The sequence below is a fragment of the Clostridium sp. genome (assembly GCF_036642255.1).
Taxonomy (GTDB): domain Bacteria; phylum Bacillota; class Clostridia; order Clostridiales; family Clostridiaceae; genus Clostridium_J.
In genome coordinates this window covers 94713-116809 of the sequence record NZ_JAVWDJ010000008.1, presented here as the reverse complement: position 1 = coordinate 116809, position 22097 = coordinate 94713, and the positions used below count along the sequence as shown (strand labels likewise).

Here is a 22097-nt window from a genome sequence, read left to right as displayed (position 1 = left end):
TTGTGAGATAAGATTTTTATTTAACAAACCTAGTGAGTATTCCACCAATACTGGATAAATGTACATAAAAGTAATGTTTGAATTTGGATTTGATTTATATTAAAATTAAAATAGTAAAAGTGTTGTCTGAATTTGAATAAAAATGTAAATGAAATTAAAAAAACTATAATTATTTGCATAAAAAGAAGGAATTTTGAAAAATTTGTCTAATTATATAAGTCGAGGTGAGTAAATGGCTAATGAAATAGGTTCAATCAGTAAGTCAACCTATAACCTTATTAAGAAGTCTATGGATGTTACAGTAACTAGTAATAAGGTAATAGCAAATAATATAGCAAATGTTAATACAAAGGGATACAAGAGATATTACGTACCTTTCGATGAAATTTTGAAAAACAACATAGGTGAAGCGCCTATAAAGACCACGAGAGAAAAGCACATTACTAATTCTTCTCAAGATGTTTCAATTAAAAGAGATAACAGTACAAGCATGAGGGAAGATGGAAACAACGTAGATATTGAAAGTGAAATGACAAGTCAGGCTGCCAATACTATGATGTATGAATCCTTAGTTAGATTAGTAAGTGGTAAGCTAAATGCTACTAGTAGCGTAATTAAAGGAGGAGGTAAATAATAATGGAAGCTTTCAGAGGACTTAGAATTAGTGCTAGTGGTCTTTCAGCAGAAAGACTTAGACTTGATACCATAGCTTCTAATATTGCGAATGCATCTACCACTAGAGGAGAAGATGGACAGCCCTACATAAGAAAAATAGCTGTGTTCCAAGAAAGTATGAAGTCAGAACTTGATAAAGCCACAGGTAAAGTTCAGGATAAAAATCTAGGAGTAAAAGCAGTTGGAGTTGAGAATGATAAATCACCTCTAAAAAAAGTTTATGATCCTAGTCATCCTGATGCTGACGAAGAAGGTTACGTAACCATGCCAAATGTTAATGTGCTTAATGAGATGGTAGATTTAATTGCAGCTACAAGAGCTTATGAAGCAAATATAAACACTATGAATGCACAAAAGAGTATGTTTATGAAAACATTAGAAATAGGAAGATAGGAGCTAACTTATGATAGTAAATACTTACATACCTAATATGAAGGTTTTTCAGAATAATTTTAATAATTTGCAAAGTGAAAACAAAAGTCAAGATAATAAAGGGGTATCTTTTAGCAATGTTTTAAAAGATGAATTACAAAAGGTAAACGATAAACAAATAAATTCTGAAAATACTATTCAAGGATACATAAATGGAGAAAAAGATATTCATGAGGTGATGGTGGCTAGTGAAGAAGCTAGTTTATCACTAGAACTTGCTATACAAGTTAGAAATAAACTAATCAGTGTCTACGAGGAATTTAATAGAATGCAGGTATAGTAGGAGGTGGAATATTTGAACAAGCTATCCGACCTAATAAAAAATTTGACTACTAAATGGAAAGAAATGAGCAAGTCCAAAAAGATAGCTTATTCCATCATTGCTACTGTTTCATTTTTAACTCTTGGAATTTTATTATATGTTAATCTTACACCAAAGTATGTGGTTTTATTTTCTAATATGACCTCCGAAGATTCAGGTGCAATAATTCAAGGATTAGATGGTAAAAAAGTAAGCTATAAAGTAGATGGAGATTCTATATTAGTAGAAAAAGGCCAAGTTGATAAGCTAAGGATGGAGCTTTTATCGGAAGTTCCTTTAAAAGAAGGAAGTCAAGGCTTTGAACTTTTCGACAGTGGAAAGGTGGCACCCACGGATTCAGAAGCAAAGATTATGTATCAAAGAGCACTATCAGGTGAACTTGAAAGAACTATTAAATCTTTTAGTGCCGTTGAATGGGCCAAGGTGAATTTAGTATTGCCTGATAATTCAGCCTTTGTGACAAAACCAAGCCCAGCAACAGCCTCTGTTACATTAAAACTAGCAGCAGGTAAGCAACTAGGTGAAGATCAAGTGAGAGCAATTGTTTCTTTAGTATCTGGAAGTGTAGAAAATTTACCAAAAGAAAATGTAACAATAGTATCGGATAATTTTAAGCTATTAACTGAAGGAATATTTGATGAAGATAAAGATGACTATACTGCATCCTCAGATAAGCAGTTAATTGTAAAAAAGGAAATAGAAGATGAATATCAAAAGAAGATTTTAAATGTCCTTGAACCAATCTATAAGGACGGCATTAGAGTTTCAGTGAATACTAAGGTAAACTTTGATGCAAAAAAAGAAGATAATACTATTTATGAGAACGGAGCAGTTGTTAGTGAACATGAGATTAAAACAGGAACTTCAGCTGGAGGGAATACTTCTGGCAGTGGAGTTGATAATAATTTAACTAACAATCAAAATCCAGGGAATAATAGTGAAACAACTAATCATGAGGAAACTACAAAAAATTATGAGCCTACTAAAAAGGTTGAAACTACAGTTAAGGCTCCAGGTCAAGTTGAAAGAGTTACAGCCTCTGTAGTTGTGAACAAAGAATTAGATGATCAAACTCGTGTAGCAATAAGTAATCTTGTCAGTGAAGCCATTGGATATGATCAAAAAAGAGGCGACACTATTACTGTTGAAAGTTTAGCCTTTAACACTGATGCTCAAGATTTAGCACAAAAGAGTATTGAGGAAATGAAAGCACAAGAAGCAAAAGCTAAACGAGATAGGCTTATAGCCCTTGGAGTAGGCGCAGGTGCAGCACTTATTATTTTAATTATAATTTTATCTTCTATTAGAAGAAGAAAAACAAAAGCAGATGCAGATGCAGATGAACTTCTAGATTTTGAGGGCCTTGACATGGTAATTGGAGAGACGATAACTCCAAAACCTAAGGAAATTTTCGAAGAATTAGATTTAGAAACAGAAACACAAAAAGACCATGTTATAAAAGAAGTTAAAAAATATGCAGAACAAAAACCAGAACAAGTGGCTGATGTTATAAAATCATGGCTAGCTGAGGATGAGAGGAGATAGTAAATGGCAAAAACAGAAAAATTAACTGGAGTTCAAAAAGCAGCTATTTTATTTATCACCTTGGGCCCCGAAGCGGCTTCTGGAATTATAAAAAAGTTACCTGAAAAGGAAATTCAAAAGATCACTTATGAAATAGCAAATATGAGCAGCGTTAAATCAGAGGAAAGACAACAAATATTAGATGAATTTATGGAAATGAATAAAGCTAAAGACTACATCCTAGAGGGTGGACTTGAATATGCAAGAAGCCTTCTTTCCAAGGCATTGGGTACTCAAAGAGCCAGTGAAATATTGGATAGGGTTAGTGAGTATTCCCAGCAGTACAGACCTTTTTCAATTGCTAGAAAAGCAGATGCAGCACAACTTATGAATGTAATTGTCAATGAGCATCCACAAACCATTGCCCTAATACTTTGTCATCTTCAATCAGATAAAGCAGGGCAAATTTTATCTTCTCTGCCAGCTGACTTACAAAGTGATGTTGCATACAGAATTGCTACAATGAGCAATATTTACCCTGTTGTAGTAAAGGAAATTGAATCAGTACTTAATGATAAATTATCTAATGTTATCAGCTCTGAGAGCAGTGTAGTAGGTGGACTTCAATCACTTGTTAATATTCTAAACCAAGTAGATAGGGGTACAGAAAAGAATATTACAGAAGGCTTAGAAAGAGAAGATGTTGAGCTTGCTGAAAAGGTTAAGGAATCTATGTTTGTATTTGAAGATATTATTACTCTTGATGATGTGGCAATTCAGAGAATTTTACGTGAAGTGGACTCTAAAGAATTGTGCCTGGCACTTAAGGGGTCTTCAGAGCAAGTAATGGAAACTATTATGAAAAACCAATCAAAGAGAGCAGCAGCAACCTTAAAGGAAGATATGGAATTCTTGGGACCGGTAAGACTTGTAGATGTAGAAAAAGCTCAACAAAAAATTGTTGGCTTAATTAGAAGATTAGAGGATGCAGGAGAAATTACAGTTTCAAGAGGTGGACATGATGCAATCGTCCTATAAGGTTATCAAAAGTAACAGTATAGTAAATGAAGGAAATAAAGAAATTGTATCTAATTTTGTTGGGCCGAAGGAAATTGTAGTAGAAACAAAAAATTGCAATGCTGAGTTTGAATCCTTAGAAAAGATAGCAGCAGGAATTATTGAAAATGCTCAAAGAGAAAGTAAAAATATCTTGTTTGGAGCTTATGAAAAGGCTAGGGTTATTGAAAATGATGCCAAGGAGCAAGGTTTTCAGCAAGGTTATGAAGAAGGAAGAAACATTGGATATAATGATGGCTATGAAGAAGGATTCAATGTAGGAAAAGCCCAAGGTGATGAAATTGTAGAAAATGCAAACTTTATGCTGTTTCAAGCTAAGGAAGAGTACAATAAGTTCATAAAAGATAAAGAAGTACATTTTCGAAACTTAGTAATTACTACTGTAGAATCAATTTTGAAAAGCGAAGTTAAAGATTCAGAAAGTTTAAATTCCTTAATATTTCAGGTGCTGGAAGAAGAAAAGCAAGAAAAAGCCTTTATAATAAAGTGTAATTCAAATTATTATCCTTCTATACAAGGTGAAATCTTTAATTTTAAAAACAAATTGGCATTCAGAGGCGATATTTTTGTAGTTGAAGATAATTTGCTTCAAGATGGAACTGTGATCATTGAAAAAAATAGTGGAAAAACTACCTTGAGTATAGATTATAGCATCGAAAAACTTAAAGCACTTTTAATGGAAAGTTAAACTTGAGGAAGTTTAATAGTAAGACATGTCATTAAGGAAACAGGTGAAGAAATGATAACCTTAGATTTTGAAAAATTAACTCATAGTATAAAAAATACTAATTTTAAATACATAGAAGGTAAGGTTACAAATGTAATAGGGCTCACCATAGAAGTTGAAGGAATTAAAGCTTTTGTAGGAGAAATTTGCACTATTTACAACGAGAAAAATGAACCTATAATTTCTGAGGTGGTAGGTTTTAAGTCTAATAAAATAATTTTAATGCCTCTTGGAAATTTAGTTGGAATATCACCGGGTTGCAGAGTAGTTCCAAGTGGAGAGCAGCTTAGTGTAAAGTGTTCTGATGACCTTTTAGGGAAAATACTAGATGGTATAGGAAATCCACTTAGAGAGCAAGAAATTTCTAGATATTCACCGTATCCTTTAGAAGCCATGCCACCAGACCCTTTAAAAAGAAGAAGGATTAAGGAAGTACTTTCAACAGGAGTTAGAGCAATTGATTCTTTTTTAACCTGCGGAGAAGGACAAAGAATAGGTATATTTGCAGGTTCTGGAGTTGGTAAAAGTACTACTCTAGGAATGATTGCAAGGGAAGCAAAAGCAGATATCAATGTTATTGCTCTTATTGGTGAGAGAGGTAGAGAAGTTCTTGAGTTTATAGAAAATGATTTGGGAGAAGAAGGTCTTAAAAGATCTGTGGTAGTTTGTGCCACCTCAGACCAACCAGCCCTTGTAAGACTAAAAGGAGCATTTACAGCTACTGCCATTGCTGAGTATTTTAGAGATAAAGGACTTAAAGTAATATTAATGATGGACTCAGTTACTCGTTTTGCTATGGCTCAAAGAGAAATTGGACTAGCTATTGGAGAGCCACCAGCAACTAAGGGATATACTCCTTCGGTATTTGCAATGCTTCCAAAGCTTTTGGAACGAAGTGGTATGTCTGATAAAGGTTCCATTACTGCTTTTTATACTGTTCTTGTTGATGGAGATGATTTTAATGAACCTATAGCGGATGCAGTTAGGGGTATTTTAGATGGCCACATAGTACTGTCAAGGGATCTTGCAGCAAAAAATCATTATCCAGCTATTGATATTTTAAGTAGTATATCAAGGCTGATGCCACAAATAGCCAATGATGACCATAAACAAGTTGCATCCATGGCAAGGGACTTACTAGCTGCTTATAAGGATTCAGAAGACTTGATAAATCTTGGTGCTTATGTAAAGGGCACAAACAAGAGAGTAGATATGTCCATAGAGTATATTGACAGAATCAATGGATTTTTAAAGCAAAAAGTTGATGAACATACAAACTTTGAGGAAAGTGTACTTTCACTTCTAAAGATGTTTTCAAAATAATTTCTAAAGGAGTAATTAAATGGCATTAGGGTATAAATTTAAACTTCAAAAGCTTCTAGAAATTAGAGAGCATGAAGAAGAAAATAAGAAAATACAGTTTATGAAAGCCAATAGTGAAAAGCAGAATATTGAGAAGACCTTAGAAAATTTGGAGGATAATTATTTAAAATATTCTTCCATGGATGTGTCCTTAGCCCCTACTTTTCAAAGAAAAATACAACAAAATTATTTATCACTTCTAAATAGTACAATAGAAGCCACTACAACAACTTTAGAAGAACTAAGCAAAATCTTAGAAAATAAAAGACAAGATTTAGTTTTGGCTCAAGTGAATAGAAAAACTGTTGAAATACTAAAAGAAAAAAAGAAATCCCAGTTCTTACAAGAGCAAGATAGAATAGAGCAGTTACAAAATGATGAGTTTGCGCTCTATGGATTTATAAGACAGACCAGGAGGTGAAGCATTTGGACATTTCTAATTTAGATTTTGCAACAACTAATAATATTAATAGTAAAAACAAGTTTAATAAAAGCGTTACCCAAAGCAAAGATAACTTTTCTAAGGTTCTTCAAGAGAAAACTAATGAGAAAAGTTCTTCAAAGATAGACGATAGACATGCTGTAGAAGAAAAGCCAACTAAGAATAAAGAAGAAGCTAACTTGTCAGAAGCCACTGATGGTAAAAAAACTGTTTCATCAAACGAAAGTAACACTGAAGAAAAGAAAGTAAGCGCAAATTCAAGCGAAGAAAACAATCTATCTTCAGAAGAAAAAGTAGCACTAGAAGGTTCAACAAAGAATTCTAGTGAAGTCAATAAAGATACGGATACACTTCTATTGGAATATCTAAACTTAAACGGTATTGATTTAGCTAACTTAATTAATAATCTTCAACTAGAACCAGAAGTTAAAGAAGAGTTAAAGAGTTTAGTTCAGGCTTTAATATCAAATGGTGAACTAAAAGTAAATAAACAAGACATTAAATCAAATCCTCTGCTTGCCTTAATGAAAAAAGTTGAAGATGCTACAATAGATGGTAACTTCAAATCTCAAATAGCTTCCTTATTAAAAGAAACCTTGAGTGAATCAAGAAGTGTTGCAAAAAATATAGAACAAAATAACGTAAATAATTCTAGCAATGAAAACAGTGTAGAAAAAGATTTAATTGACAGAATTACATCTAGAATCAAAAATACCTTAGTTTCGGAAAATAATGTGGCTGAAAGATATCTTAGTTCTGAACCACAAAGCAATGTTAAGTCACTAAATAATAATTTCGTAAATGAACATAGCAAAAATGGGGTATCACAAAATAATTTATTAGAAAATAGAAATTTCACTAAAGAGAATGGAATTCTGGAAAAATTTATTGACGGTGATAAATCTGATTCTAAAATAGATAGAGTATCCAGCTTAATGAACTCTATAAGTGGGAATAGGTTTGAATTAAACAATGTAAGTGAAGTTAATAAAGCACCTGTGTATATTTCTAAATCAACTTTCAACGAAGATGTTATTAAAGCAATTAAATTTATGGATGTAAATAGCATTAAGGATTTAAGTGTGAAAATTTATCCTAAGGAATTAGGAGAAGTTTTAATTTCTGTAACAATGGAGCAAGGTGCCCTAAAAGCAGTAATTAAAGCAACTAATAAAGATGCAGTGGATATTCTAAATTTAGGACTTAGAGATATAAATGAAAAGTTAAACTTAAATAATGTAAAAATAGAATCAGTAGACATTGGCCTTTATAAAGACGATACCACTTATTTTTCAAGTGGTAGCTTTGAGCAGCAACAACAAGCTTCTCAGGAATTTAAGGAAAAGACTGCAAATAAGTCTTATACATCTGTAGATGAGGAGCAAAATACTGAAGAAACGGTTAATGACAGTGCAGTGAACCTGTTAGTTTAAGAGGGGGATTATATGGAAATTTCAACAAAAAGTACGGTACAGACAACGAAGACCACAGATAGGGGAACTCCTATTGTTAAACCTGGCGAGGAAATGAATAAAAACTCATTTCTACAAATTTTAGCAGCAGAAATGGCTAATCAAGACCCAACTAAGCCTCAAGATACTACGGCTTACATCACTCAGTTATCACAATTTGCTTCCTTGGAGCAGATGTCGAACTTAAATACTACAATGAGAATGTCTTCAGCTCAAAATGTATCAGGTAAATTTGTGGCATTAGATGTTTATAACAGCAGTGGATACCAAGAATCTGGAGTGGTGAAATCAGTATTTAAACGAAATAATGAAGTTTATATTACTGTGGAAGATAGCTATGGAAATTTAAAAGAATATGGTTTTGATCAAGTAACAGACATAATGGATCTGCCTGATTATAATATGGACAATATAAACTTTATCAACACTGCTTCCTTAATTGGAAAAACCGTTGAGGTTCCTGGAGAAGATAATGAAAATCCAATTCAAGGAGTGGTAAAGGAAGTATTTAGAAGTAATGAAGGCATTAAAGTTAAGATTGAAAGTAATGGCGAAATTAAGGATTATTTATATAGCAATATTATAAAAATAAAATAAAGTTCAAAATCATAAAACTACTAATAAAATCTTAGCAAAATTAATTAATAATTTACTTAATATGGGAATGAAATGAAGTTAACCCTTTGATGAACTAAAGTGGAGTACTTTAATCCATTGTAATACATTCATTCACCATATAAAATGTGACTACATAGAATAATTGATAATCGTTTTCAGTTACATAGTTAATATTGTTAAGGTTTTTATCGAAATTGTTTGTTTTATAAAGGCTTTCATCAATAGACAATATATAAAAGCTTTTATTAAAAATAGTTTTAGTGTGTCAATAAACCAAAAAAATATAAGTCAACTAAAAATACACTTTATTATGGGAGGGAAACAACATGTTAAATTCAATGTATGCAGGTATTTCAGGGTTAAATGCAAATCAAAAAAAATTAGACGTAATAGGTAATAATATAGCAAACTCAGGTACTACGGCGTTTAAGGCATCCTCTGTAACTTTTCAGGATAGCATGTATCAAACTATAAAATCAGCATCTAGTGCAAGTTTAAACTTAGGGGGAACTAACCCTTCTCAAGTTGGTCTTGGTGTATCTGTTCAAGGGATAAATGTAAATATGGGACAGGGAAGTTTGCAACCTACAGGAAGACCACTTGATATGGCAATAGATGGAAAGGGATATTTCATAATTGCAAAAGGACCTTCTGAAGGTGAAATACCAGTAGATAGTACTAAAAATATTTTTGATAAAGCAACTACTCCTGCATTAGCAATGACAGAAACATTTTTTTCAAGAGATGGATCCTTTAAGTTAGATCCAAATGGTAATTTATTAAACTCAAATGGACTTAGAATAATGGGATATGCTGTTACTGATGGAACGGAAACAGCTCCAAGTTATAATGATGATGTAACAACTATAGAAACTTTTTCATATGTAGATCCTGATAATGCAGGTTTTGAGTCAGTTGGTGAGTCTTTAGTACCATTAAGGATACCAGAATCTATTACAAAGGGAACACCAGCTGTTGAAGTGAAGGTACAAAGTTTTTCTATTGAAAAGGATGGAATGATTAAGGCAGTACTTGCTGATGGTAGTACAACTGCTCTTGGTCAAGTTGCTATAGCATCTTTTAATAATGAAACAGGTCTTAAGCAAGTTGGTCAAAATATGTATTCACCATCTACAAACTCTGGAGAGCCGGTGCTTAGAGCAGGAAAAGGTTCGACTAATGACAATAGTAAAGCTTATGGAGATATGGTTCAAGGAGCTCTAGAAATGTCAAACACAGACCTAGCAGTTCAGTTTACTGATATGATAGTTGCTAGCCGTTCTTTCCAAGCTTGTAGTAAAGTTATCACCACTGGTGATGAAATACTTCAAGAGTTAGTTAATTTAAAGAGATAGCTATAAATGATATACAAGCTCTATGATATAGTAATAGAAATTTCTTTATATTCTCACTTAATACATGAAGAACTAAGGCGAGTATAGAGCTTGTTTATCAAAAATTAATGCATGGAAAAAAGCAATGATATTAAAACATTTTATAGGTAAGTTAAATACTTAAACTAAAAAAGTATTTGTCTTATATGAAATACTAATTTAATCAGGTTTGTGTAAAATATAAAATCTTAAGCATATTATAGGTTTAAGTTTTATTAAAATAATTTTACACAATTTATGAGGAGGAAATATGATAGAGGTTAGCACACTAACTGGCACTCCCTTTGTTCTTAATTGTGAACATATTGAAAAAATAGAACAACTACCTGAAACAATAATTACATTGACTAATGGAAAGAAATATTTAGTAAAAGAAGATGTGGAAGAAATCATAAGGAGAGTAATCCGGTACAAAAATAGAATTTACAATCTGAATGTCTAGGAGGATGTGACGTGAAGAAGAATGATTTTTTAACCATAATAGGGTTTATAGCTGCAGTTGCTCTTATGATATATGGAATGAAGAGTAATGCAGGTTACCTTGTTTTCTGGGATCCTCTGTCAGTTTACATCACTGTTGGTGGAGCTATAGGAACTTTATTGATGGCTTACCCAATGGATGAATTTAAAAGACTTGGTAAAGTAACAATACAAGTTATGAAAACAGAAGAGTTGTCTAAACTTGAAACCATCACTTTGTTCACAACTTTGTCAAGAAAGGCAAGAAGAGAAGGATTACTTTCTTTAGAGGATGAAATATCTCAAATTCAAAATGATTTTATAAAGAAAGCTATGGGGATGGTTGTAGACGGAATTGAACCAGAGTCTATAAAGGAAATTATGACACTTGAAATTGAGGAAATGGAAAAACGTCATGGTGATGCTGCTGCAGTATTTAAAACCTTGGGAGCATATGCACCAGCAATGGGTATGCTTGGAACCCTAATTGGTCTTATTCAAATGCTAGCAGACTTATCAGATGCCTCAAACCTTGCAAAAGGTATGGGAAAAGCACTTATAACTACCTTCTATGGATCTATAGTTGCCAATATGATTGCTATACCAATAGCAGCAAAGTTAGAATATAGAAGTGCTAAAGAAGTTGGAACAAGACAAATGATCATTGAAGGTGTTTTAGCCATTCAATCAGGTGTTAATCCAAGGATAATAGAAGACAAGCTAGTGGCATACCTATCTCCAGATGAAAGAAAGCAGTACCATACAGTATCCGCCAGTGGTGAGGGAGTTGCACAAAATGGCTAAAAGAGAAATTAAAACTGATGCATGGCTTGCCACATATGCAGATACTGTAACCTTACTTTTAACTTTCTTTGTGCTCTTATACTCATTTTCTACTGTGGATGCTGAAAAGTTTAGGCAAATCTCAAATTCATTTCAAAGTATGTTTAGTGGAGATGCTGCCTCGCAAATATTAGATTTTAATATTGCTAATGGAGAAGTACCAGTAGTTGGGGAACCACAACCTTCAGCAGAAGCTTCAAAGCCAGAAACCATGTATGATGAAATTGTTAATTTCATAAAAGAAAATAATTTAGAAGATGATGTGCAAGTATACGAAAATTATAAAGGTGTTAATATTGAACTAAAGGAAGCCGTTCTTTTCGATACAGGAAAGGCAATTTTGCACAGTGATAGCTTGGGATTATTAAATAAGGTTAATGATGTAGTGAGTAAAGTGTCAAGTAGAATTATTATTGAAGGACATTCGGATAATGTGCCAATAAAAACAGCTCAGTTTCCAAGTAATTGGTATTTGTCCTCAGCTAGAGCAATTAGTGTTTTGGATTATTTCTTAATAACTAAGGGTCAAATAAATCCAGAAAGATTTTCAGTGCAGGCCTTTGGAGAATATAGTCCTATAGTATCTAATGATACACCAGAAAATAGAGCAAAAAATAGACGAGTTAATATAATAATAGTGTCAAGTAAGACAGAACAATAAAAGGAGTAGTAATATGGCAGTTGAGAAGAAAGAAAAGAAAGCAAAAAAAGGGTCAAAAGTTGTTTTAATAATATTTGGTGTGGTTTTAGGATTGCTTCTAATTGGTGGAGTTGCTTTTGGAGGATATTATATTGCAGCTAAAAATGCTCCTTCCCCTAGTAATGAACATGCTTCAAGTGAAAAGGGAAGTGCGGGACAAGAGCTAACCTTTGAAGTTGATGAAATACTAGTAAACTTAGCAGATGAAGGAAAACCAAGGTACCTTAAGATAAAAATTTTCATTGGTCATACGGATAATGAAGAGTTAAAAAGTGAATTAACAACAAAAAAACCAATCATCAGAGATACAATTAATAATACTTTAAGAACAAAGAAAACCACAGATCTAACAGCAGAAGGAGAAGAAGTTCTAAAAAATGTACTTTCAGAAAAAATAAATGACCTCTTAACCACAGGAAAGATAACTAATGTTTATTTTTCAGAAATCTTAATTCAGTAGGTGAAAAAATGGATGGACAATTTTGGGTTACGTTGTTAAAAATATTGATTTTTTTCCCCTTTATAATAGCACTTATTCTTATTTTTGGAAAACTAGGAACTAAGCTTAATTTAGGAACCAGTAACAAGTATATGAAGGTTCTTGAAAGATTACCTCTTTCAAAGGAAAATTCATTGGCAATTGTAAAGGTGGGTGACAAGGGATATCTTATGAGTTCATCCACAGGAAAGATAGAAATTTTGAAAGAATTAGATAGTGTTGAGATTGAAACTATAAAAGATATTAATGAAGTAAATTTGGAACAGCTTAATAAAACTATTAAGAATATAAATTTAAAGAGTTTAAATCTTTCTAGTCTTTCAAAACGTCAATTAAAGAAGGAAAGTGAACAATGAAGAAAATAAAGCTTAAACCATTTATTATATTAGGAGCTCTACTATTAATTGTACTATTTAATGAAAATATAGTTTATGCTACAAATACTACTATTCCAATACCTAATGTAGATATAACCTTTGATAATCCGTCCTCACCAGTTGAGTACGTAGATAATATAAAGCTGCTATTAATATTAACTGTTCTTACAATATTACCTTCAATTTTGATTATGACTACAGGTTTTGTGAGAATAGTTACAGTGTTATCTTTTTTAAAAAATGCTATTGGTGCTGCGCAATCCATTCCAAGACAGGTAACTGTTGGACTAGCACTGTTTCTAACTTTTTTCGTCATGGCACCTACTTTCAATAACATTACTAAAGATGCGGTGACTCCATACTTAAATGGTGAAATCACAACTGAAGTAGCAATGGATAAAGGTACGAGGCCTTTAAAAGATTTTATGCTAAGACAAACTAGGGTTAAAGATTTAAAATTATTTTTAGAAGCAGGGAATCTTCAAGATACCGTGACAACGGAAGTTGGAGAAGGTGGGATTGAAAGTGCTAACTATGACGCAGTTCCAATTCATGTAATACTTCCAGCCTTTGTTATTAGTGAACTTAGAACAGCCTTTGAAATTGGATTTTTGCTCTTTATACCATTTTTAGTTATCGATATTGTAGCTTCTAGTGTTCTAATGTCTATGGGGATGTTCATGTTACCACCAGCTATGATTTCATTACCTTTTAAGTTGCTTTTATTTGTACTAGTAGATGGATGGAACTTAATAAGTCAATCTTTAATTTTAAGCTTTAAGTAATGAGGTGAAAATATGACAGATACCATGGTAATTGCACTGATAAAAGATATGATTAAAGTGGCTCTCATGGCCTCGGCGCCAATTTTAATTACTGCCACCTTGGTAGGATTATTAATAAGTATTTTTCAAGCTACTACCCAAATACAGGAGCAAACCTTAACCTTTGTTCCTAAGATATTGGCAGTAGCTGTGGTAGGACTTCTCACTGCTAGTTGGATGGGTAATCAATTAGTAAGTTTTACAAAACAAATCTTTTCAATTATTACTAATATGGGAGCTTAGGTGGGATAAACTTGATAAACTTAGCATTATTCATAGGATTTTTAATGATATTTATTAGAATTACATCATTAATCTTTTCTGTACAAGCTTTTTTCCCCAGTGATACTCCAGTACTCTTAAAAATTGGATTTTCTATGGTGATTTCCATGATAATTGCACCCTTGGTAGATTTAAATGCAGTAGGGGAAATAAGTGGTATTTTACAGTTAGTACCACTGATGTTTAAAGAAGTAATTGTAGGATTATCCATGGGTTTTATAATTAATTTAATATTTGGTATTGTTCAAATGGCGGGGCAATTAATGGACTTTTCCATTGGGTTTTCTATGATGACTTTATTTGACCCTATCGCAAGTGAAAATCTCTCTGTGATGGGAAGAGTATTATATTGGTTATGTCTTATGGTATTTCTATTAGTGGATGGTCATTTACTGGTAATTAAGTCATTAATAGATAGCTTTAAGGTAATAGCAATAGGTAGCTTCACATTTTTGCCAGAACATGCTACCTATATGATTCATGTTATTTTCCAGCTCTTTGTAATTGGAATAAAAATTGCAATACCAATAATATTAATTTTACTTATTACTGAATTTGTACTTGGGTTAGTATCAAGAGTAATGCCACAGCTTAATGCAATGATACTTGGTATGCCCATTAAGTTGCTTGTAGGTCTTTCAGCTTTTGGTGTTGTTTTACCTATGATTATGAAGGTAATTGTTGCAAATTTTGGAAGACTTGACGATTTTTTTATCCAATACTTCAACATTTTACCCTTTCTTGTGATGTTTGTAGCCAGTGATAGTGGTGAAAAAACTGAGGATGCTACTCCTAAAAAGAAAAGGGATGCAAAGGAAAAAGGACAGGTTGTTAAAAGTAAGGAATTAACCTCTTCTATAACTTTAGTTGCAACTACTTTAATTCTAATAGTAGTCGGTGGCTTTGCTATAGATAAGTTAAAGGAAACTCTAATCTTATTTTTACACTACTATCCTAACTTCGTATTAAATAACCAAAGCTTTAAGGGTATTTTAATAAATTCTTTTATAAGAATCATGATGATTTTTTTACCAATAGCAATTCCAATCATGATAATTGGCATTATTGCTAATGTAGCACAAACAGGTAAGGTTTTAACTACAGAAACCCTAAAACCAAAACTTGAAAAAATAAATCCTATTAGTGGATTTAAGAGAATGTTTTCTATGAAGGCCTTTGTGGATTTAATTAAAAATTTACTTATAGTTTCTATTGTTGGGTATGTAGGCTATGATTTTATAAAAGATAACTACTATTCAATGACAAACTATAGCAATTTTAAAATAGATGCGATAATTATAGAGCTTTCTAGCTTAATTATAAATATATTTAGTAAGGTTTCACTAGTATTAATTGCTATTGGAATTATAGATTATGTATACCAAAGATATCAATTTAATAAAGATCTAAAAATGAGTAAACAAGAAATAAAAGAAGAGTATAAACAACAAGAAGGAGATCCTCAAATTAAATCTAAAATTAGACAAAAACAAAGAGATATGGCAATGAAGAGAATGATGCAGTCTGTTCCAGATGCAACAGTTGTTATCACTAACCCAACTCATATTGCAGTAGCTATAAAATATGATGAAGCAAATGGAAAAGCACCTATGGTTGTAGCAAAGGGTAGTGATAATATTGCAGTTAAAATAAAAGAAATAGCCATAGAAAATAAAGTTCCAATCATTGAAAACAAGCCACTTGCAAGACTCATGTTTAGTAATGTGGAAATAGATGAAGAAGTGCCTTATGAGATGTATCAAGCAATAGCAGAAATTCTTGTATTAGTTTTAAAGGCATCTTCAAAAAGGTAGCTATCAGTATGTTAGTTTATGGCATATCGTGTCAGCAGAACCTTATATGTAAAAAAGATCAATATACTTGTTTCCTCGTCATCACAAGAAAGCTTGCAACACAAGGTTGCTTGTGAACGCAAAATATTTTGTCTCATCTTTGACTTATTATTTTGCTTAAGAAGTTTAAATTAAAGAAATAAAGAAAAAGGATGATGGACTTGGCAGAATACGGCGCAGTTAAGATAAAAAATAATTTAGACATAATGGTTGCTTTTGCAGTAATTCTTATTGTACTTATGATAATTATTCCACTTCCACCATGGTTACTGGATATTTTCTTTGCAATAAATATATCAGTTTCTATAGTAATATTACTTATTTCTATGTTTACTACAAATGTATTGCAATTATCTGTGTTTCCAACTTTGTTATTGGTTACAACACTGTTTAGATTGTCACTGAATGTATCTTCCACAAGACTTATTTTGTCAACGGCGGATGCTGGAAAAATTGTCCAGGCATTTGGAGACTTCGTAATTGGTGGAAATTATGCAGTTGGTATTATAATTTTCTTAATCATAGTGATTATTCAATTTATTGTTATCACCAATGGAGCAGGAAGAGTTTCTGAGGTTACAGCAAGATTTACACTCGATGCTATGCCAGGAAAGCAAATGAGTATTGATGCTGATTTAAATGCAGGAATGATAACAGAGGATCAGGCAAGACAGAGAAGAAAGAATCTTCAAAGTGAAGCTGATTTTTACGGAGCAATGGATGGAGCTTCAAAGTTTGTAAAGGGAGATGCCATTGCAGGTATTATTATAACTATAATAAATATTATTGGTGGTATAGTTATTGGAATTCTAATGATGAATATGGATGCTGCTGAGGCAGCTGCTACATATACTCAACTTACTATTGGAGATGGACTTGTAGGCCAGATTCCTGCACTGTTAATTTCTACAGCATCAGGTATTTTAGTTACTCGATCAGGTAGTGATGAAAGTCTTGGTACACAGGTTTCAGGGCAACTTACTGCTTTTCCAGTGGTTATTGCTATAGCTTCCTTTGTATTGTTTATCTTTGCACTTATACCAGGAATGCCAACTTTAATTTTTTTAATGTTATCTGGAGCTACAGGTTTTAGTGCTTACCTACTATTTAAAGAAGAAAAGACAAAGGCAGCAACAACTATTGAACTTCAGGAAAAAGAGATTATTGAGACTGAAAGTCGTGAACCAGAAAATGTAATGAATTTAATTGCTGTGGAGCCTCTAGAAATAGAAATTGGCTACGGATTAATTCCATTAGCAGATGAGTCTACTGGAGGAGATTTACTTCAAAGAATTTCTTCTGTAAGACGTCAATGTGCCATTGAAATGGGAATTGTAGTTCAACCTATAAGGATAAGAGATAACTTGCAATTAAAGACTAATGAATACGTAATTAAAATTAGGGGAACAGTTATTGCGAAGTCAGAATTAATGCCAAATATGTTCCTATGCATGGATCCGAGCAATGATAATCTTTCAATGCCAGGTATTAAAACTATTGAACCAACCTTTGGTATTGAAGCATTATGGATAAATAAGGACCAAAGAGAAGAGGCAGAAATAAAGGGATTAACAGTGGTAGATCCAACTACGGTAATGGTTACTCACTTGACAGAAACCATTAAGTCTCATAGCTATGAACTTCTAGGACGTCAAGAGACTAAGATGATTATAGATTCTGTAAAAGAAAAATATAGCACGGTTATTGAGGAACTTATTCCTGATTTGATGACCATAGGAGAAATTCAGAAGGTGCTACAAAATCTTCTAAAAGAAAAAGTATCTATAAAGGATATGGTAACCATTTTAGAGTGTCTTGCAGATAATTCTAGAGGGACTAAGGATATAGAACTTCTTACTGAATATGTAAGATTTTCCCTTGGAAGAAATATATGTAATGAGTTAGTAGATGAAAATAATGCTATTACAGTAATAACTTTATCACCAGAAATTGAGAACATCATCGGTAGCAATATTCAAAAATCTATGCAAGGTTCTTTCCCAGCTGTGAGTCCTGATGTGACTACTGAAATTTTCAACTCAATTAAAAGTTCTTTAGATAGAACTTATTTCCCAAGCAATGTACCAGTAATTTTAGTTTCCCCAAGGATAAGGCCAGCTTTTAGGAAATTAATTGAAATGGTATTTCCAAATGTTGCAGTGCTTTCACTTAATGAGATACCAAATGACATTGAGATAAGAACTGAAGGAGTTGTATCAGTGTAATGATAATAAAGCGATACTTAGCAAGAACTATGAAGGAAGCACTAAATAAAATTGGTGAAGAACTAGGAAAAGAAGCAGTGATTATTAGCCAACGGAAGATTAAAAGACCAGGAATTAAAGGCTTCTTTTCTAGTAAAATATTTGAGGTTACTGCTGCAAATGATTCCAAGGAAACTTCGATAAAAGAAAAACAAGATACAGGTTCTTCAGTACTTTTAAAAGAAGTAGAAGAAATGAAGTCAATGATGAGCACCTTAATGGTAAATAGCAATAAAGTGGCTTTCCAAGGTTCTGAGGAAAAAACTGAAATTCATAATCTTTTACAAGATCTTGATGTGGAAGATGAAATTATTGAAAGCATTATGGATAGTTTGTCAAAATCAGAATCAAAGGAAATGTGGAAGGATAACTTAACTGAAATATTTAAAGGGATGTTAAGTGTGCAGGTTCCAACCATGGAAGGCACTGTGGCACTTATTGGTCCCACTGGAGTAGGAAAAACTACATCCATAGCTAAAATGGCTGGAAAACTTGCTCTTATAGATAAAAAGAAGGTAGGATTAATAACCGTAGATACTTATAGGATAGGTGCTGTAGATCAACTGAAGACCTATGCAGAAATAATGAACATACCTTTTAAAGTAGTATTTTCTATTGGAGAAATGGAAAGCGCTGTAGACAGTATGAAGGGTTGTGACGTCATACTTGTAGATACTACAGGAAGAAGTAGTAAAAACACTATGCAAATTTCAGAGTTAAGAGCTTATATAGATAAGGCAAAGGCTAGTGAAACCCATCTAGTTATAAGCGCCACAACAAAAAATAAAGATATCAAGATTATAACTGAAGGTTATAAACCACTAAATTATGATTATGTAATAATCACCAAGTTGGATGAGACTTCAACCTATGGATCTATATTAAATATTTGTTATAAAGCAAAGGCTCCAATTAGCTTTATAACCACAGGACAAAATGTTCCAGAGGACATTAAGACCCCAACTGAAAATGAAGTTATAAACTTAATTTTGGGAGAGATAAGCATATGTTAGATCAGGCGGCTAAATTAAGGAAAATGGCAGAGGGAAACCTATCAGAGAAAGAAAACGCCCCTAGAGATACTAAAATTTTTACAATAACTTCAGGAAAAGGTGGAGTGGGGAAGAGCAATATAGTAGTGAACTTAGGCATAACCCTTCAAAAATCAGGTAAAAAAGTAATGATTTTTGATGCCGACTTAGGCATGGGAAATGATGACGTGTTAATTGGATGTATACCAAAATATAGTGTGTTTGATACTATCTTTTCAGGAAAAGAAATTCACGAGGTTTTAATTGAAGGTCCTTATGGTATAAAGCTACTACCAGGAGGCTCAGGACTTTCAAAGGTGGATGACTTAACGGATGTTCAAAGAAAAATTTTTCTAAACAAGCTTGAGTCTATAGAAGGTTTTGATTATATATTCATTGATACTGGTGCAGGAATTAACAGGAGCGTTCTTGGATTTATAGCATGTAGTGATGAGTTACTTATAGTGACAACCCCTGAACCAACTGCCCTTACAGATGCATATAGTTTATTAAAGGCAGTAAGCCATTTTAAAATTAAGAATACTGCAAAAGTGATTATAAACAGAGTAATAGATTTAAATGAAGGTAAGACAACTTTTAATAAGTTTAACAATGCTGCAGAAAGATTTTTAGGAGTTAAGCTACATCATTTAGGTAATGTAAGTGATGATAGAAAGCTTACTCAGGCAGTTAGAGCGCAAACCCCTTTAGTAATAGCTTATCCTAACTCAAATGCTGCTAAGGATATTGAGAGCCTCGCAAAGCAAATAGAAGGCATTAATTTAAAATCAAGCGGTGAAGGGGTTCAGGGCTTGTTCAAGAAGATATTTAAGATTTTTTCATAGGGGGTCAAAATGAATAATATTTCTTTCCAAATTAATCAAAAACTAGAAATAATGTGTGAGGATGGCGCTATAGCTAAAAGTGTTATCCAAGAAATCGAAGAACATTGCATTTATATTGGGGTTCCTATGAATGGTGGGATGTATTATCCTCTGAATAAAGGAGATATTATTGAAGCCTACTATAAAGATAATAGAGGCAATGTATACAAGTTTAATACTGTAGTAACAGGAAGAAAATTTGATAAAATTCCACTACTAATGATTGAAATGCCATCAGAAGTTTATAAGGTTCAAAGAAGAACATTTGTAAGAATCGATCATCTTTTTGATATTAGCTATGCTCCTATTAAAGAAGTCATCGAAAATCCAACTAAAAAAGTTTTAAAAGAGGATTTTATTAAGGGATATGCCCTTGATATAAGTGGCGGAGGAATGAGGATTAAAATCTCTACAGAAGTAAAGCTCGGAGATTATTTAATGGTTTCGGTGCCTATAGGAGATGAGATATTCTTAGCTGTAAGTAAAGTGGTAAGGGTAGAAAGAGATTTGGAAAATAAGTTCTTAATTTGTGGAATTGCATTTAAAGAACTTAATAATAATACAAGGGAAAAAATTATAGAATACATTTTTAAAAATATGAGGAAAACCATTAGATCAAAATAGGAGGAATTAATATGTCTGTAGCACATCATTTAGATTTAAAGACAGAAATAGTGAAGAAATATTTGCCTTTAGTAAAATATATTGCGTCAAAAATAATAGTTGGCAAGACTAAGTATGTGGAGTATGAGGATTTAGTGAGCTATGGAATGCTTGGACTTATGGATGCATTAAGTAAATTTGATGAAAGTAAGGGCATGAAGTTTTCCACTTATGCATCTATAAGAGTTAAGGGTTCAATGATTGATGAGTTAAGAAGAAATAGTCCGATTCCTAAGAGATCTATGGATAAACTTAATAGATATAATGCGGCAGTAGAAAGCCTTCAAAACAAGCTACTTAGAGACCCAACAGATATGGAAATTGCCAAGGCAATGGAAATTAATTTAGAAGAATTAGGGCAAATAGAAGGCTATGTTAACTATATGTCAATGGTGTCTTTAGATTCATTGTTATTCAGTGAAGATGATGATGTAGCACTTTTAAATTCAATTGAAGATGTGAATAGTCCAAGTCCTCAGAAAACTTTAGAGGATAAAGAAATGTATGAATATTTGCTTAAAGCCCTAGAACTGCTTCGAGATAAGGATAAATTAGTTTTAAACCTTTATTACTACGAAGGATTAACCTTAAAACAAATTGGTGAAGTTTTAGAGGTTTCAGAATCTAGAGTTTGTCAGCTACATAGTAAGGCAATTCTGAACCTAAGAAAAGCAATAGAAAAATTAAAATATAATATTAATGAATAGGTGAACTTATGTATATTATGCTTTTTACAATTGGAATTTCACTAGTTATTTTAAATGCACTGGCTATAAAAAGAGAAAAAAGATCTTTTAAGAATACCTTTCAAATAGCAGAATCAGATATTACGGAGACTGACATCAAAATAGGTGAACTAAGAAGAGAATTTGCAGAAACTATAACTGAACTTCAAAGTGAAATTATATATTTGAAAGAATTAGTAGAAAGTCTTCAAAGCAATGATTCAAAACTACATAACAGTAATAATTATGAGGTAAAAGTAGTAGGGAAAACAGAAGTAAACACTGAATTAAAAGATAGTATAATGGATGATCTTAGAGAATTTTATTATAATAATGCAGAAAATCTCGAAACAAGTTATAATAAGAACATATTACTAGAAAACCTATCTGTTGAAAAACAAGAAAATACTGAAACTTCTTCATCATCTGATAAATATGAAGATGAAAATAAAGAAATAAAAGAATCACACCGTGTTGAAAAAAACATGGAGCCTAGCTCAAATAATTTAAAAATTGAAGATGTAAGGAATTTGTTTGATAAGGGGTTAAATGTAGATGAAATTGCATCTCAACTTAACATTGGAAAGGGTGAGGTACTATTAATAAAGGAATTATATCTAAGATAAAATTCGTTGTAGATTTTCTAAG

At 32.4% G+C, this 22097-nt stretch carries 25 protein-coding genes; all 25 read left to right on the top strand.

Annotated features, from left to right (window positions below):
- Positions 1 to 232: 232 nt before the first annotated feature.
- The 25 genes from flgB to RR409_RS06450 all read left to right on the top strand — a co-directional run bounded on the left by flgB (position 233) and on the right by RR409_RS06450 (position 22075).
- The gene (flgB, locus tag RR409_RS06570; protein ID WP_332556935.1) at positions 233 to 634 is read left to right on the top strand and encodes a flagellar basal body rod protein FlgB; all 402 of its coding nucleotides are present in this window, start codon (positions 233 to 235) and stop codon (positions 632 to 634) included.
- A gap of 2 nt (positions 635 to 636) precedes the next feature.
- On the top strand, positions 637 to 1068 hold the full coding sequence (gene flgC, locus RR409_RS06565; RefSeq protein ID WP_332556934.1) for a flagellar basal body rod protein FlgC: 432 nt from the start codon (positions 637 to 639) through the stop codon (positions 1066 to 1068).
- Positions 1069 to 1078: 10 nt separating this feature from the next.
- The gene (gene fliE, locus RR409_RS06560; protein WP_332556933.1) at positions 1079 to 1387 is read left to right on the top strand and encodes a flagellar hook-basal body complex protein FliE; all 309 of its coding nucleotides are present in this window, start codon (positions 1079 to 1081) and stop codon (positions 1385 to 1387) included.
- 15 nt (positions 1388 to 1402) lie between these two features.
- Positions 1403 to 2974 (top strand): flagellar basal-body MS-ring/collar protein FliF, encoded by a 1572-nt coding sequence (gene fliF, locus RR409_RS06555; protein ID WP_332556932.1) that lies wholly within the window; start codon positions 1403 to 1405, stop codon positions 2972 to 2974.
- A gap of 3 nt (positions 2975 to 2977) precedes the next feature.
- Positions 2978 to 3991 carry a flagellar motor switch protein FliG gene (gene fliG, locus RR409_RS06550; protein WP_332556931.1) on the top strand — a complete coding sequence of 338 codons (1014 nt, stop codon included), beginning with the start codon at positions 2978 to 2980 and terminating at the stop codon, positions 3989 to 3991.
- Positions 3939 to 4718 (top strand): flagellar assembly protein FliH, encoded by a 780-nt coding sequence (locus RR409_RS06545; RefSeq protein WP_332556930.1) that lies wholly within the window; start codon positions 3939 to 3941, stop codon positions 4716 to 4718. The genes fliG and RR409_RS06545 overlap by 53 nt, the downstream gene beginning before the upstream one ends.
- A gap of 51 nt (positions 4719 to 4769) precedes the next feature.
- Positions 4770 to 6080, top strand: a complete 1311-nt coding sequence (fliI, locus tag RR409_RS06540) for a flagellar protein export ATPase FliI (protein WP_332556929.1) — start codon at positions 4770 to 4772, stop codon at positions 6078 to 6080.
- Between the two features lie 19 nt (positions 6081 to 6099).
- Entirely contained in the window at positions 6100 to 6540 is a 441-nt protein-coding gene (gene fliJ / locus RR409_RS06535) for a flagellar export protein FliJ (RefSeq protein WP_332556928.1), read from the top strand.
- Positions 6541 to 6545: 5 nt separating this feature from the next.
- Complete coding sequence (locus tag RR409_RS06530; protein WP_332556927.1) at positions 6546 to 7994, top strand: flagellar hook-length control protein FliK; 1449 nt, start codon at positions 6546 to 6548, stop codon at positions 7992 to 7994.
- 12 nt (positions 7995 to 8006) lie between these two features.
- The gene (locus RR409_RS06525; protein WP_332556926.1) at positions 8007 to 8630 is read left to right on the top strand and encodes a flagellar hook capping FlgD N-terminal domain-containing protein; all 624 of its coding nucleotides are present in this window, start codon (positions 8007 to 8009) and stop codon (positions 8628 to 8630) included.
- Between the two features lie 347 nt (positions 8631 to 8977).
- Complete coding sequence (locus RR409_RS06520) at positions 8978 to 10006, top strand: flagellar hook-basal body complex protein (RefSeq protein WP_332556925.1); 1029 nt, start codon at positions 8978 to 8980, stop codon at positions 10004 to 10006.
- A 289-nt stretch (positions 10007 to 10295) separates the two neighbouring features.
- On the top strand, positions 10296 to 10487 hold the full coding sequence (locus RR409_RS06515) for a flagellar FlbD family protein (RefSeq protein ID WP_332556924.1): 192 nt from the start codon (positions 10296 to 10298) through the stop codon (positions 10485 to 10487).
- A gap of 11 nt (positions 10488 to 10498) precedes the next feature.
- The gene (locus RR409_RS06510) at positions 10499 to 11308 is read left to right on the top strand and encodes a motility protein A (protein WP_332556923.1); all 810 of its coding nucleotides are present in this window, start codon (positions 10499 to 10501) and stop codon (positions 11306 to 11308) included.
- Entirely contained in the window at positions 11301 to 12008 is a 708-nt protein-coding gene (locus RR409_RS06505) for a flagellar motor protein MotB (protein WP_332556922.1), read from the top strand. The genes RR409_RS06510 and RR409_RS06505 overlap by 8 nt, the downstream gene beginning before the upstream one ends.
- Before the next feature lie 13 nt (positions 12009 to 12021).
- Positions 12022 to 12507 carry a flagellar basal body-associated FliL family protein gene (locus RR409_RS06500; RefSeq protein ID WP_332556921.1) on the top strand — a complete coding sequence of 162 codons (486 nt, stop codon included), beginning with the start codon at positions 12022 to 12024 and terminating at the stop codon, positions 12505 to 12507.
- An 8-nt stretch (positions 12508 to 12515) separates the two neighbouring features.
- Positions 12516 to 12902, top strand: a complete 387-nt coding sequence (fliO, locus tag RR409_RS06495; RefSeq protein WP_332556920.1) for a flagellar biosynthetic protein FliO — start codon at positions 12516 to 12518, stop codon at positions 12900 to 12902.
- Positions 12899 to 13708: a flagellar type III secretion system pore protein FliP gene (fliP, locus tag RR409_RS06490; RefSeq protein ID WP_332556919.1), complete on the top strand. Its 810-nt coding sequence runs from the start codon at positions 12899 to 12901 to the stop codon at positions 13706 to 13708. The genes fliO and fliP overlap by 4 nt, the downstream gene beginning before the upstream one ends.
- Positions 13709 to 13720: 12 nt before the next feature.
- Positions 13721 to 13990, top strand: coding sequence for a flagellar biosynthesis protein FliQ (gene fliQ / locus RR409_RS06485; RefSeq protein WP_332556918.1), 270 nt, complete (start codon positions 13721 to 13723; stop codon positions 13988 to 13990).
- A gap of 11 nt (positions 13991 to 14001) precedes the next feature.
- Positions 14002 to 15843: a fused FliR family export protein/FlhB family type III secretion system protein gene (locus RR409_RS06480; protein ID WP_332556917.1), complete on the top strand. Its 1842-nt coding sequence runs from the start codon at positions 14002 to 14004 to the stop codon at positions 15841 to 15843.
- A 245-nt stretch (positions 15844 to 16088) separates the two neighbouring features.
- A complete protein-coding gene (gene flhA / locus RR409_RS06475; protein WP_332556968.1) occupies positions 16089 to 18107 on the top strand; it encodes a flagellar biosynthesis protein FlhA in 2019 nt (672 codons plus the stop codon).
- Entirely contained in the window at positions 18107 to 19159 is a 1053-nt protein-coding gene (gene flhF / locus RR409_RS06470; protein WP_332556916.1) for a flagellar biosynthesis protein FlhF, read from the top strand. The genes flhA and flhF overlap by 1 nt, the downstream gene beginning before the upstream one ends.
- A complete protein-coding gene (locus tag RR409_RS06465; protein WP_332556915.1) occupies positions 19153 to 20022 on the top strand; it encodes a MinD/ParA family protein in 870 nt (289 codons plus the stop codon). Before flhF ends, RR409_RS06465 begins: the two co-directional genes overlap by 7 nt.
- 9 nt (positions 20023 to 20031) lie before the next feature.
- Positions 20032 to 20685: a flagellar brake domain-containing protein gene (locus RR409_RS06460; RefSeq protein WP_332556914.1), complete on the top strand. Its 654-nt coding sequence runs from the start codon at positions 20032 to 20034 to the stop codon at positions 20683 to 20685.
- An 11-nt stretch (positions 20686 to 20696) separates the two neighbouring features.
- Positions 20697 to 21431 carry a FliA/WhiG family RNA polymerase sigma factor gene (locus tag RR409_RS06455; protein ID WP_332556913.1) on the top strand — a complete coding sequence of 245 codons (735 nt, stop codon included), beginning with the start codon at positions 20697 to 20699 and terminating at the stop codon, positions 21429 to 21431.
- 8 nt (positions 21432 to 21439) lie between these two features.
- Positions 21440 to 22075 (top strand): hypothetical protein, encoded by a 636-nt coding sequence (locus tag RR409_RS06450; protein ID WP_332556912.1) that lies wholly within the window; start codon positions 21440 to 21442, stop codon positions 22073 to 22075.
- Positions 22076 to 22097: the final 22 nt, after the last annotated feature.